The organism is Marinomonas sp. MED121 (genome assembly GCF_000153025.1).
Lineage (GTDB): Bacteria > Pseudomonadota > Gammaproteobacteria > Pseudomonadales > Marinomonadaceae > Marinomonas.
In genome coordinates this window covers 321,230-334,317 of the sequence record NZ_CH672430.1, presented here as the reverse complement: position 1 = coordinate 334,317, position 13,088 = coordinate 321,230, and the positions used below count along the sequence as shown (strand labels likewise).

At 39.5% G+C, this 13,088-nt stretch carries 11 protein-coding genes and 1 riboswitch; of the genes, 6 read left to right on the top strand and 5 right to left on the bottom strand.

All coding sequences use genetic code 11. The annotated features are described in order from the left end of the window. Together MED121_RS09455 and MED121_RS09450 are read left to right on the top strand one after the other, a co-directional pair. Positions 1 to 530 (top strand): glutathione binding-like protein (locus MED121_RS09455; RefSeq protein ID WP_009833451.1); only part of this gene is annotated, 530 nt, incomplete at its 5' end. Positions 531 to 622: 92 nt separating this feature from the next. Beyond that, entirely contained in the window at positions 623 to 1,021 is a 399-nt protein-coding gene (locus MED121_RS09450; RefSeq protein WP_009833450.1) for a ClpXP protease specificity-enhancing factor, read from the top strand. 66 nt (positions 1,022 to 1,087) lie between these two features. Here the strand turns inward: MED121_RS09450 and MED121_RS09445 are convergent, their stop codons facing one another. From MED121_RS09445 to MED121_RS09435, 3 genes are read right to left on the bottom strand one after another with little or no spacing between them, the layout of a single operon-like run. Next, positions 1,088 to 1,681 (bottom strand): SIS domain-containing protein, encoded by a 594-nt coding sequence (locus MED121_RS09445; protein ID WP_009833449.1) that lies wholly within the window; start codon positions 1,679 to 1,681, stop codon positions 1,088 to 1,090. A gap of 4 nt (positions 1,682 to 1,685) precedes the next feature. Further along, positions 1,686 to 2,078 (bottom strand): YraN family protein, encoded by a 393-nt coding sequence (locus MED121_RS09440; protein WP_009833448.1) that lies wholly within the window; start codon positions 2,076 to 2,078, stop codon positions 1,686 to 1,688. Further along, positions 2,020 to 3,912: a penicillin-binding protein activator gene (locus tag MED121_RS09435; protein WP_009833447.1), complete on the bottom strand. Its 1,893-nt coding sequence runs from the start codon at positions 3,910 to 3,912 to the stop codon at positions 2,020 to 2,022. The genes MED121_RS09440 and MED121_RS09435 overlap by 59 nt, the downstream gene beginning before the upstream one ends. A gap of 30 nt (positions 3,913 to 3,942) precedes the next feature. On the opposite strand from MED121_RS09435, the gene rsmI reads away from it, so the two are divergent. From rsmI to MED121_RS09415, 4 genes are all read left to right on the top strand, one after another. Continuing rightward, the gene (gene rsmI, locus MED121_RS09430; protein WP_036180126.1) at positions 3,943 to 4,803 is read left to right on the top strand and encodes a 16S rRNA (cytidine(1402)-2'-O)-methyltransferase; all 861 of its coding nucleotides are present in this window, start codon (positions 3,943 to 3,945) and stop codon (positions 4,801 to 4,803) included. A gap of 155 nt (positions 4,804 to 4,958) precedes the next feature. Then, on the top strand, positions 4,959 to 7,595 hold the full coding sequence (locus tag MED121_RS09425) for an EAL domain-containing protein (RefSeq protein WP_009833445.1): 2,637 nt from the start codon (positions 4,959 to 4,961) through the stop codon (positions 7,593 to 7,595). Between the two features lie 45 nt (positions 7,596 to 7,640). After that, a riboswitch (TPP riboswitch) is annotated at positions 7,641 to 7,745 on the top strand. Between the two features lie 148 nt (positions 7,746 to 7,893). Next, positions 7,894 to 9,870: a phosphomethylpyrimidine synthase ThiC gene (gene thiC, locus MED121_RS09420; RefSeq protein WP_036179864.1), complete on the top strand. Its 1,977-nt coding sequence runs from the start codon at positions 7,894 to 7,896 to the stop codon at positions 9,868 to 9,870. 189 nt (positions 9,871 to 10,059) lie between these two features. Next, a complete protein-coding gene (locus tag MED121_RS09415; RefSeq protein WP_009833442.1) occupies positions 10,060 to 10,743 on the top strand; it encodes a thiamine biosynthesis protein ThiC in 684 nt (227 codons plus the stop codon). 68 nt (positions 10,744 to 10,811) lie between these two features. Here MED121_RS09415 and aroA read toward each other — a convergent pair whose 3' ends face one another. Both aroA and MED121_RS09405 read right to left on the bottom strand, forming a co-directional pair. Further along, positions 10,812 to 12,104 (bottom strand): 3-phosphoshikimate 1-carboxyvinyltransferase, encoded by a 1,293-nt coding sequence (gene aroA, locus MED121_RS09410; RefSeq protein ID WP_009833441.1) that lies wholly within the window; start codon positions 12,102 to 12,104, stop codon positions 10,812 to 10,814. A 69-nt stretch (positions 12,105 to 12,173) separates the two neighbouring features. Beyond that, entirely contained in the window at positions 12,174 to 13,061 is an 888-nt protein-coding gene (locus tag MED121_RS09405) for a MurR/RpiR family transcriptional regulator (RefSeq protein ID WP_009833440.1), read from the bottom strand. Between the last annotated feature and the right edge of the window lie 27 nt (positions 13,062 to 13,088).

Below are 13,088 nucleotides of genomic sequence, written 5' to 3'. Positions count from 1 at the left end.
TTGATATCATTGATGTGGATCCATTTAATAAGCCAGATGAGTTGGCTGATGTGAACCCATATAATGAATTGCCTGCATTGGTTGACCGTGACCTTGTCTTGTATGAGCCAAATGTCATGATGGAGTATTTGGATGAGCGTTTCCCTCATCCACCTCTGCTTCCGGTATACCCTGTTGCTCGCGCCGAAAGCCGTTTGTACATGTATCGTATTCAAAGGGATTGGGCGGCACTGGCAGATCTTATTCTAACAAGTAAAGATCAAGCTGAAATTGAAACTGCACAAAAAGAATTACGCGAAAGCCTAATTAATGTTGCACCAATTTTCCAAGAAAAGCCTTATTTCATGAGCGATGAATTTACGATTGTAGATTGCTGTTTAGCTCCTATTTTATGGCGTTTACCTATTCTTGGTGTTGATATCTCGAAAGAACAGGCACAGCCTTTGTTTGATTACATGGATCTTATTTTTGATCGTGAGTCATTTAAAGAAAGCCTTTCTGAAGCAGAGCAAGAAATGCGTTTAGACTAATCCTTTTGGTTAGTTAATAAATAAAGGGGCCTTACGCCCCTTTATTTGTTTATATAAGAGACAAAGTAGAAATTGAAAAAGAGAGTGAGCTGATGATCCCAAAAAGATCTTACTTATTAAAGGCTGCCTATGAATGGGTTGTCGACAATGATATGACCCCATACCTTTTGGTGAATGCTGAATTACCTGATGTGGTTGTGCCAACTGAGTTTATACAAGATGGTCAAATCGTATTAAATGTAAGTATGTCAGCCGTTAGGCATTTGATTATGGATCAAGAGGCTGTGTCTTTTGAGGCGCGCTTTAGCGGCAAACCTATGCAGGTTTATGTGCCGATTAAAGCAACGCTTGCTGTTTATGCAAAAGAAAATGGTGATGGTTTATTCTTTCCCGATGAAGAGTTTCCTGATGAACCTACAGATCCATCACCAACGAAAGAGCCTGAACCTCAAGCTGATAAAAAAGGGTTTACCTTGAGAGTCGTGAAGTAGTCCATTTGAATTTATGGCTAGTAGATAGACTTTAGAGTTAATAAAAAGGCGCTTTAAGCGCCTTTTTTAATCTTCATATCCAAATAGCTGACGTTCAATTAAATCGATCAGAGTATGTATGACTAACACCTGACATTCATGCACCCTAGCGGTACCGAGTAGGTTGATTTTAATTTCTGTATCATCAGTCGAGGTGAGGGCTGATATGTTTTTAGCTTCTGGGCTGGTTAAGGCAACAATTGACATCTTTCTTTGGTGAGCGGCTTGTATCGCCTGAATGATAGGGGATGTATTACCTTTGTTGGCAACAATAAATAAGACATCACCTGGGTTGCCAATTGCAGTTAATTGCTTTGAAAAAACATCATGGTAGCTATCATTATGAGAGATAGATAATAATGCAGCAGCTTCGCCACTTAATGTGATTGATGGAAGTCCTGGTCTTTCTCTTTCCATTTTATCTAGCATTAAGGTGTTGAAATAGTGGGCAAGGTGAGAGCCAGTACCATTACCGCAGCAAATGATCTTGTTGCCTTCTGCAATGCTTGCAAACATAACTTTGGCAGCATGCTCTATAAAGGGCGGTAAAGATTCAAACGCGCTCTGTTGTGCTTCAAAGCTATGCGCGAATTGAGTATATATTGCTTCTTGAAAATCCATACAGTTAAAATGCACTTTTTAGCCAGGTAAGATGCTCGTTATCGATGACCTGATCAAAAAGAACAGCATCAAAACGAATTGGAGTATCTTGTTTATGGTTGATTAACAGCCAATATTGCGCTGCTTTAATCACTTTTTTTTGTTTTCCAAGGTGGATGCTTTGTGCAGCACTTCCTCGGCTATTATCTTGTCGGTATCTTACTTCAACAAAAACAATTACTCCATTGTCGAGGCAAATTAGGTCTATTTCACCCAGTTTACAAATGAAGTTTTGTTCTATCATAGAAAGCTTCTGTGACAGTAAAAACACCTTCGCAGCTTCTTCTGCTAATTGCCCTTTATTGAATGATTGCTTTTTCTGAGTCAGTTGCCGTAAAAATGTCCTTATTTTTAGCATTGATCAATCTTCCTGAGCGATACATAACTAAATCTGGTCTCTTTCTAAAAATGCCTAGCTCATCAAGTGTGATAACCCCTGTACTTGCCGAAATTTTTGCATGGGGGAGTTTATGAAATACCCAGTAACGGTTCGCTAGTAGGTAGGCATCAGCGCCCATTGCCTGAAGGCGTTTAAGAATATTCTTGCTCACCTTTTTAGAGGCTTGGCTTAATAATGGGGTTGGCTTTGTCAAAGCAGGTACTTCTGCAAATAAAATACGGTCAATATCTTCTTTTTTCGTGCTTTTATCTGGTGTCTTATTGTTAATCGAGTGACTGGCTAAAATAGGGATATTGCGATTATTAGCATAATAATAATCCAATGACGGTCTGATTTGCTTAGCATCGGCAATATGGCCAACAAAATAGAGATAGTCTAAATCTTGTCTTGGTCTATCAATACTATGAACTTTCTGGCCTAAAGCACGCTCAAGCACTTTTCTTCTTTGCTGACTTTCATTGATCAATAAAAGCGCTTTAATTGCGGTTTCTCTTTCTTTAGGTTGATTGTTAAATTCGATATTGCTCACAATATTAATTTGTTCTTGTTCGCCTATTTGCTTAAATTCATCCGCTTGACGTAATGCCCAAGGTGCTGTGAGTGAAAGAATGCCTGCATTGTTAGCACCTTCTTGTTTGGCAAAGGAAATTAATTCCGCTATGTCGTCAGCACTGGTTAATGAAAAATAGTGAAGGTTGTCATGCTTAGAGGAGGTTTCAAGCTGATTGAGAGCGATCACCGGAGTATTTAGGGTATAACGACTTAGCTGTGCAACCGAACTTTTTGCTAAAGGCCCAACAATCACATCAGCCCCTTGTCTTTCTGCTTCGCTTAATGCAAGTCCAATATCCTCATAATCCGCACTATTAATGAAAATAAGTTCACTATTACTTTCGTTTATTACTTGATAGTAGGCCGCTAAGAAACCATCAATAATGGCGCGAGAAGCCAAGCTTAGCTTGCCTGTCATAGGTAAAATAATGGCAATTTTATTTAGCCTTGTTTGATTTAGTTCTGCGATAACTACGAAGTCTTCTGGTGGTGTCTGTGCGGCTGGGTGTTGTGGGTTTAAACTTTGCCATTGATTAAATGCGGTTAACTGCATACTCAAAGTGTCTGTTTTAGACCTTAAAATTGAAGAGATCTCTAACCAGCCTTTTAATGTCTGATTCTGGCTGTAGTTTAGCAATGTAACTTCAGAGTCAGTTAGATTTTGCGTCGCTTGCCAAATGGCTTGGTGGTTTAATGCTTGCTCATTTAGCGGCAATAGAGACGAGAGTTTGACTCTTTCTCGGACAACGCTGGGCCAATTTTGTAATACCTCTAGTGCACTTGCTCTGTATAAGCCTAATTTATATTGATTCTCTTTTTGTTTAGCTGCATCGAGTCTCTTTGCTTTAAATAGCGCACTTAGTGCATAAAGAGGTTGTTCGAGTTCGGTGTAAATTTTAGCTGTCAATAAGTAGGCGCTAAGTTGATTTTCACTGCTAAACGGGATGAGGTTGTTTTCTAATATTGATAGGGCAATGGCGCTTTTGTCAGCGTCAAACTTTAACTGGGCGGCAGCTAGGTAATAATAAGAGGCGTCTTCATAGGTTGCTGCATTTTCTGCTTGCCAAATAAGCTTTTCAAAGTCATCCCTAGGTATTGTATCTGCTTGGGCAGTTTTTTCAGGAACAGGCTGCTCAATTATTTGTATCTGAACCTGTTGTGTTGTTTTTTCTGAACCACAGGCCACTAAGAGTGCAGAACATAAAGATAATGTTATTATACGCCAGTTAAAATGACTCATATGCTTAAAAATCAAAGAGAAAGAGACCGTATGTTACCACATAGTTCTACGGATGTTAGTGGCACCTTGTATATTGTCGCAACGCCAATTGGAAATTTGGATGACCTGAGTAAGAGGGCGAAAGATACCCTAGAAAAAGCCAGTTTTATTGCGGCTGAAGATACTCGTCATACTAAAAAATTATTGAATTATTTTAATATCGAAGCGCGCTTGTTCTCTTTACATGATCATAATGAAAAAGACCGCGCTCAATATATTGCCAAGTTGCTAGACGACGGGGAAGATGTGGCCTTGGTTTCAGATGCAGGTACACCTTTAATCTCTGATCCAGGCTATCATGTGGTGAGTTATCTAAGGGATCTAGGTTATCAGGTTTCGCCTGTTCCTGGCCCTTCTGCCATTATTACAGCCTTATGTGCTTCTGGATTACCCACAGATAAATTCTTTTTCCAAGGTTTCTTACCGGCTAAATCCAAATCCCGTAAAGAGGTGATGGCAAGCTGGAAGCAACAAGCTGGCACAACGGTATTTTATGAGTCGACTCATCGAATCAAAGATTCTATTTCCGATCTAATGGACGTCTTTGAAGATGATGTAGAGATTGTATTGGCCCGTGAATTAACTAAAACCTTTGAAACTTTCTTAAAAGGAAAGCCTTCTTATATTTTACAGCGTTTTGAAGAGGACTCTAATCAAGTGCGTGGTGAGTTTGTCGTGATGCTTGATTATCGTGAAGAAACTGACGCTGATGATAATGATCAAGAAGCGAAACGTATTCTTGAGATACTATTGCAAGACTTATCCTTGAAGCAGGCTTCACAACTAGCGGCTAAAATTACCGGTCTAAAAAAGAATTACTTGTATCAGATCGCCTTGCAAATGCAGTCATAGAAAAACAGTGATATGATTTTCGGTAATCAAATGAGTATATGATATAGCTTTAAAAAATATTGAATATATGGATGTAATTAAGGATTTAATAGTCTGAGATATTGAAATGGTGAGAGGGACTTGCCTATTATCGAAGGACTATTAAAAAAAAGCTTATGGAATTTTTGTCTAAATGGTTTAAATCACCCGTCATACTCGCATCTTTTGTTGCCCTTCTTTTGTTTCCTTGTGCTTGGTACACCTATAGTAGTTTTAACCTATTGCTAGAGGACGAGGAGGCTTTCTCTTTTCAGCATGACGTTCAAATGAGTCAATTGACCTTAACTTATGAGTTGGAAAAATTAACTTTTTTAGCTTCACAATTAAGTGCTCAAATAAGCTCACAGGCTCAAGGTGTTGATGAGTACAATATAAAACACATTGAAGCCTTGTTGAAATCCCAAAATGATCAGCATGACAAGCTCACTTTTCTTTATCTAAAGCAATCACTTAATTCTATGCCACAGGGAATAAGCTTAGTGGGAACGGATAAAGCAGCCGAACTAGAAAGTGTGCTTTTGTCTGACCCTTTAAGCCCCCAAAAATTGTTAGCACGTGAATCATCAGGCTCTAATGTAACTGTCACAGGCACTCTTGGTGAGAGTCAGGTTATTGGTCTTGAAACAGCATTAAACCGGCATGAGAAGCAGGCGGGTTTTTTGATCGGTCTTATTGATTTAGATTCTATTTTTAAGCCCATATTGAATGCTAATACAGCTGAGAATAAAGCGTGTTTGAGTGTATTTTTGCCAAATTCAAGGCTTTTATATCAATCGCAATTTAATGCTGAGCAATGCGATCTTGATGTGTCGTCTTCGTTATTTAGGCAACGAGAGGCTCGCTTCTTTTTATTTGATCAAGAGTATGTGTTGCAAGTCAGTGAAGTGAAACCAGCGTTTTACACTCGTTATTTTTCTTTAGGGAATGCGCTTGCTTTACTCTTGCTAATGACTTCTAGCTTAACGGTTTTTTATATCTATCGTTCAAGGCGTTATGAGAAAAAAATTGAAAGTCTATTGAGATTAAAAGGACAGAGCTTAAGAGAAGTTCGATCTGACTATACCCACCTTTTCGACCTATCAGTTGATGGTATTTACAGAGCAAGTTTAACGGGCAATTTGATAAAGGCTAATCCTGCCTATGCCAAGGCGTTTGGGTATTTGGATGAGGATGAGCTTTGTAAAAACGTAAATAATATTGGCGAGCAGCTGCATAATAGTTCTAAAGATTATGAGGATTTCATTAGTTTATTGCTAAAGGATAAACGTGTAATTGGGTTTGAGTGGCAAAGCTTTGACCTTAAAGGTAAGGCGATTTGGTTACAGGAAAATGCGTATTTAACATGTCATGAAAATGGTGAGGAATACTACGAAGGTTTTATTGCGAATATTACAGAGAAGAAAAAAGCTGAAATAGCGTTAAAGAATCAAGCGCAAATGGATTCTTTAACTGGGCTTTTAAATCGTGCAACCTTTGTTGAAAAAATGTCTGATTATATTAAGAAAAATAGCGCACATAAGAGTGCTATTTTTTTTATTGATCTAGATAAATTTAAAACGGTTAATGATCAATATGGGCACCATGTAGGTGATGAGTTATTACTTGAGTTTTCTAGACGACTCAAAGCGTGTTTTTCTGAAAATGAAGTGATCTCACGGCTTGGTGGTGATGAGTTTGCAGTTTTCTTGCTTGGTGTTACGGATTTACCTCAGTTAAATAAATTAGCAGATAAAGTGGTGGCAGGCCTTAGAAAACCTTTCGCCTTTAGCAATGGATTTAACTTTAAAATTTCTGCCAGTATTGGGATTAGTATGCTGGATGAAACAGTGAAAAGCGCTAGTGAAGGACTAAAGCAAGCGGATATGGCGATGTACGAAGTAAAACGTAATGGTCGAGCTGACTTTATTATCTTTAATCAGGGCTTAAATGAAACCGAAAGGCGTCGTTCTTTATTAGAGAAAAACCTTCTTAGAGCCTTAAAACTGCATGAAATTAAAATCAATTATCAGCCCATAGTGTGTTTTGAAACAGGTGAAATTAAAGGGATGGAAGCTCTTATGCGTTGGCATAATGAGCTGTTGGGGAATGTATCCCCTGTCGAGTTTATTCCTATTGCTGAGCAAACGAATCTGATTAATCCTTTTTCAAACTGGTTAATTCATCAGGTATGTCATGATTTAAAACAATTGATTGAAGCGAGTGGCAACACTGAGCTATTTGTCAGTATTAATATTTCACCTAAACAGCTTTTATCTGATCAAGTATGCGATAACTTATTGATTTCATTAGATGTTAATGATTTAAAACCTAATAATATCAAACTGGAAATTACTGAAACGGCGATTTATGACCAAGAAGAAAGTGTGGTTAAGCAATTAAGGCGAATTCGAAGCTATGGCATCGCTATTTATATTGATGATTTTGGCACGGGTTATAGTTCTTTAGAGCGCCTGATTCAGTACCCGTTTGATGGCCTCAAAATTGACCGCTCCTTTGTGAAAAATTTGGTTCCAGGCAATAGTCAGGATGTAATTTTAAAGGCTTCAGTCAAAATGGCAGAGATGTTGAATCTTGTTGTTGTCGTTGAAGGAATCGAAAGCCATTTTCAATTTGATTTCTTTAAGGCATTAGACTGTGAATATGCTCAAGGCTTTCTTCTTTTTAAGCCATTATGTGTGACGGATATTCATAAACTTCTTGTTAAATCTAAAGAGAGTAAAACGTTAGCATTAACAATTGAGCCGATAAGCTAAATATTTTTTAAGTCTTTACATTATATTTTTTCACCTTATAGTTAGCACCACTTGTCGGAGTGCCATTTGGCTGAGATCGTGTTTAAGCACGGGATCCGCAGAACCTGAACAGGGCTAAATACCTGCGTAGGGAACAAGAAAATCATCACTATATTTCTTATCTGCATCGAATGCTCTTTTATTTTTCATACGATCTGTGATTGGCATGAAGAATGAAGTTAGTGAAAATAGATTGTCTGTTTTCAAAGAGCAAAGCACGACTGACAAGCATTTCTTTCATTGTTTAAAAGGATTGCTTATGTCTAACAACAAGAACACCAAAGCTCAATCAGCGACCCCTCAGGTTATCAGTAAACGAGAAGAGTCACGTCTTAAGGCGAAAGACTTTATTGACTCTTTGCAGGCAAACCCCTTTCCTGCTTCAGAACGGGTATATATTGAAGGCAGTGATACCTCTATCCAAGTACCTATGCGCAAGATAAAGTTGACTGATACACCAATAGGTAAAGACCCTAAAAACTTTACCTACGAGGCTAATGAGTCTATTTATGTGTATGAGTGCTCAGGCCCTTATTCTGATCCGAACCAAAAAATTGATGTCTATCAAGGTATTGCCCCAATCAGAAAGACTTGGATTGAAAAACGTGCTGATACAGAAAAATTAGCCAGCGTATCATCTGAATTTGCTAAGCAAAGGTTGGAAGATTCTCGATTAGATACTTTACGATTTGAGCACCTACCTCAGGTTATGAAGGCAAAGCCTAGCGCCAATGTGACCCAGCTTCATTATGCCAGACAGGGCATTATTACCCCTGAAATGGAATTTATTGCGATTCGTGAGAATCAAAATATGCAGGCAATAAAAAGTGAGCTGCTATTAAAGCAGCACCCTGGACATAGCTTTGGGGCCAATATTCAAACCGAAATTACCCCTGAGTTTGTGCGCCAAGAAGTTGCTGCGGGCCGAGCAATTATCCCAGCCAATATAAATCACCCTGAATCAGAGCCTATGATTATTGGGCGCAACTTTTTGGTGAAGGTGAATGCCAATATTGGTAACTCTGCCTTAACCTCATCTATAGAGGAAGAGGTGGAGAAGCTTGTTTGGTCAACACGTTGGGGGGCAGATACCTTGATGGATTTATCTACAGGTAAAAATATTCACGAAACCCGAGAGTGGATTTTAAGGAATTCCCCTATTCCTATTGGCACTGTTCCTATTTATCAGGCATTAGAAAAAGTAAATGGTATTGCTGAAGACCTTAACTGGGATGTTTTTAGAGACACTTTAATCGAACAAGCTGAGCAGGGGGTTGATTACTTCACTATCCATGCTGGGGTCTTATTACGCTATGTACCACTTACAGCAAAAAGGTTAACGGGCATAGTGTCACGGGGCGGCTCTATTATGGCTAAATGGTGTTTGGCACACCATGAAGAAAGTTTTTTATACCAACGTTTTCCAGAAATTTGTGAAATTTGCCAAGCATATGATGTGTCTTTATCTCTTGGTGATGGCCTACGCCCAGGCTCGATTATGGATGCTAATGATGAAGCACAAATGTCAGAGTTAAAAACCTTAGGCGAGCTGACTAAAGTTGCTTGGGAATATGATGTTCAAGTCATGATTGAAGGTCCAGGCCATGTGCCCATGCAGATGATTAAGCATAATATGACAGAGCAGTTAGAGCATTGTCATGAAGCGCCGTTTTATACCTTAGGGCCACTCACCCAAGATATTGCGCCGGGTTATGACCATTTCACTTCAGGTATTGGTGCAGCTCAAATTGGTTGGTATGGCTGTGCTATGTTGTGTTATGTCACGCCCAAAGAGCATCTAGGGTTACCTAATAAAGAAGATGTAAAACAAGGTTTGATCACCTATAAAATCGCTGCACATGCGGCTGACCTTGCGAAAGGACATCCGGGGGCGCAAATTCGTGATAATGCACTTTCAAAAGCACGTTTTGAGTTTCGTTGGCAGGATCAATTTAACCTTGCATTGGATCCTGAAACCGCTCGTTCTTACCATGATGAAACTTTACCGCAGGCATCTGGAAAAGTAGCGCACTTTTGCTCCATGTGCGGGCCAAAGTTTTGTTCAATGAAAATTACGCAAGAAGTACGAGACTATGCCGCGGATCTTGAGAAAAAAGGTGATATTGAAATAGAGGATGTGACGTCCAAGCAAATGAAGGAAGGTATGGCTGATATGTCAGCTCAGTTTAAAGATTTAGGAAGCGAGGTGTATTTGTCTTTAGAAGAGGTTAAATAAGCTTCAATAAAGTGAAATTTTGAATTAATCTAGAGCCCTAAATATAGGCTAGTAAAATAGCGTATTTTTCAGGGCGTCTAGCCATTTTTATAAAATTTTACCGCAAGATTACTTCTCACTGACACATCTTGACGGGTTAATGGTCATAATTAAAGTAATGGCCGTTGCAAGCCTGAAAAGGAGTTATGAATGGTAATCACAATTACGAGAACATGGGGTGTCATCATTGCTTTTGCATTAGTTGCACTGGTTCTCTCGCCCTATGTCTATATCCATTGGCAATCTCAGGAATTTAAACGTGAGTTATTAGACGGGTTTAAACGTATACCGCCACCTCCACCACCACCTGATGCTCCTGAAGGTCGCTTTCATAAGCCTTCTGATTTACCTCAGGCGATTTTTCCTAAGGCTGTAGGCACACGATCTGGTAACACCATGCCAAATCATCATGTGGTATATTATTTAACGCGCAAACTACAACTTTCAGATCCCGTAAAGGCTGAGTTAGCTGAAATTATTGATCGCTATTCTGAACAGAGAAAAATACTCCAGGGTAAAATTGCAGTAGAAGTCCAGATCATGGCTGAGTTAAGGCCAACTGATAAGGATTATATGAAGAAAGTATCTGAGGCAGCGAGTGTGCAAGCAGATATTAGCACTCGAGTTATGCGCCTTTTTGCTCAGCAGCAAGTTGAAATATATCAATTATTAAGCTCTGATCAAGTGATAGAGTTGGAGTTGATTAAGCATAAATTTGCGCAGAAGATGAAAGCAAGGATTGCTAAAGACAGAACCAAGGGGATTTTTTCGTTTGAAAGTGGTGATATTGAAGCGAATGAAATAAAAGAAGCGAATAAAGACCTAGCAAAGTAAATTTTGTTACCGTCTTTGTGCTCAATAAAAAAACCAGCCTAAGCTGGTTTTTTTATGGCGACGAAACATTAGCTACTGATTTTTTTGAAAAGATCAAAGTAAGTTGGAAATGTTTTTGATGTACAGCCTGGATCATTGATGGTGACTTGGCTATTAGAGAAGGCCACAAGAGAAAAACACATTGCAATCCTATGATCGTTATAGGTATCGATTGCAGCATGTTGTACATCTGCTAAAGGTTCAACATAAATATAATCTTCACCTTCGTCTACCGTCGCGCCTAATTTACGAAGCTCGGTTGCCATGGCATTAAGTCTATCCGTTTCTTTTACGCGCCAGTTGTAAATATTGCGAATACGAGTCGGGCCTTTTGCAAATAGAGCGGTTGTTGCAATCGTCATGGCTGCATCTGGGATATGATTCATGTCTAAATCAACACCGTTTAATTCACCTTTACTCGCTTTCACCCAAGTAGGACCATAACTGATGTTGGCACCCATGGCGGCGAGTACTTCAGCGAATTTCACATCCCCTTGTACACTGTCAGTACCAATACCATGAACCTTGATAGTGCCGCCAGCGATGGCGGCAGCTGCCAAAAAGTAAGACGCCGAAGAGGCATCCCCTTCAACCATGATTTCACCGGGGCTGACATAAGTCTGATTGCCTTTCACAACAAAGCTTTGATAGTTTTGGTTTTCAACGTCAACACCAAACTGCTTCATCACATGCAGTGTGATATCAATATAGGGCTTTGACACCAACTCACCATCCACATGAATAGTTAAGTCATTTTGTGCTAAAGGAGCACTCATTAAAATAGCGGTTAAAAATTGGCTGGAGATATTGCCTTTGATTGAAACTTCACCACCTTGAATGCCATTAGCGCGAATTTTTAGCGGTGGGTAATTTTCTTCACCTTGATATTCTACATCCGCACCCAGTTGACGTAATGCGATAACTAGATCACCAATTGGACGTTCATGCATTCGAGGCTCACCGTGTAAAAGGTATTCACCTTTACCCAAACAAAGGGCTGCCGTTAGAGGGCGCATGGCAGTGCCTGCATTGCCTAAAAACAAATCTGCAGAAATGGTGTTATCGGTGGCATTGGAAAGTGGGCCAGCGACACCTTGTACTGTGCAGCTTGTGCCATTGTCACTAAGCTGATAACTAACCCCTAGACTGGTGAGAGCATCCAACATGTGACGTATATCATCACTGTCTAGTAAGTTTGTGATCTTGGTTTCACCTTTTGCTAAAGCGGCTAAAAGTAAAATACGGTTGGATAAACTTTTTGATCCTGGGATTTGAATTTCGCCATTGGCGTTGGAAAGGGGTCCAAGTGTGAGTGCGTTCATTAATATTTCCGTTTGAAAAGCGTTACTACTAGTTAATTTATATCAGTTGTTATTATGTTTTTTGAAAGTCTAAGCTTCAAATTCATCGATAAGTGCGCCGTTATTAAGGGCCGCCATATCGAGTTCATTCAAGGTTTGATAGGTTTCTTCAATCGCTTGGATTCTATCATTGGCTTCATTGTAATTTTCTTGGTAAACCCCGTTAGCAAGGACACTAATGATATTCATGACACTGGCATAAGAGTCAAACGCTGATACACCACGTACCACACAAGAAAAATGAATATCACTCACCTCTTTAGGGTTTACATCCGCATGATCTGTTATGTAGATCAGAAAAATGCCTCGTTTCCTAAGGGTGATCATTAGGTTTTTTAACCAAGCAGGACGACGGCGGATGCCCATGATGATAACAGTATCTTTATTGGTGAAACTGGCGACTTCTTCGCCCAATGTTTGACCAGGTAGTGGTAAGAGGTTCACATTATCGCGACATTGGGTCAGTTGCTGGCGTAAATGAAGTGCTAAAGCATGATTGTTGCGATAACCAATGACATAAACTCGTTCGGCCTGACCAATCGATTTTACGGCTTCATCAAAATCACTGGTTTGAATGGATTCAAGTGTTCTTTGGATATTGTTTTGATCACATTGAATATAGTCATTAAACACAGTAGAAATGGATTGATGTTCAGGCTGCTTTTCAGCAATAGGCGTGCCCCAACGTCTAGCGGCGCGAACTTGACGCTTAACTTCGCCAAAGTCCTTATATTCTAATCTTTGTAATAATCGCGTGACCGCTGACTTTGAGACGCCAGCCAATTTGGCTAGTTCCGTCGCAGAGTAGGTGGCGATATCACCTTGGTGATTCAAAATACAAGATGCCAGCTTTTGCTGCGTTGGAGATAACTGATCGTAAATTTGCTTAATTCTTTGTTCTATAGATAGGTCTTGCATGAGTAATAGTCAGTTCCGCATCAAAAT

Excerpts from the sequence above, each read along its gene's own strand:
- MED121_RS09450 (WP_009833450.1), top strand. The coding sequence starts at position 623 with ATGATCCCAAAAAGATCTTACTTATTAAAGGCTGCCTATGAATGGGTT.
- MED121_RS09405 (WP_009833440.1), bottom strand. The coding sequence starts at position 13,061 with ATGCAAGACCTATCTATAGAACAAAGAATTAAGCAAATTTACGATCAG.
- MED121_RS09415 (WP_009833442.1), top strand. The coding sequence starts at position 10,060 with ATGGTAATCACAATTACGAGAACATGGGGTGTCATCATTGCTTTTGCA.
- thiC (WP_036179864.1), top strand. The coding sequence starts at position 7,894 with ATGTCTAACAACAAGAACACCAAAGCTCAATCAGCGACCCCTCAGGTT.
- MED121_RS09425 (WP_009833445.1), top strand. The coding sequence starts at position 4,959 with ATGGAATTTTTGTCTAAATGGTTTAAATCACCCGTCATACTCGCATCT.
- MED121_RS09440 (WP_009833448.1), bottom strand. The coding sequence starts at position 2,078 with ATGCTAAAAATAAGGACATTTTTACGGCAACTGACTCAGAAAAAGCAA.
- rsmI (WP_036180126.1), top strand. The coding sequence starts at position 3,943 with ATGTTACCACATAGTTCTACGGATGTTAGTGGCACCTTGTATATTGTC.
- aroA (WP_009833441.1), bottom strand. The coding sequence starts at position 12,104 with ATGAACGCACTCACACTTGGACCCCTTTCCAACGCCAATGGCGAAATT.
- MED121_RS09435 (WP_009833447.1), bottom strand. The coding sequence starts at position 3,912 with ATGAGTCATTTTAACTGGCGTATAATAACATTATCTTTATGTTCTGCA.
- MED121_RS09445 (WP_009833449.1), bottom strand. The coding sequence starts at position 1,681 with ATGGATTTTCAAGAAGCAATATATACTCAATTCGCGCATAGCTTTGAA.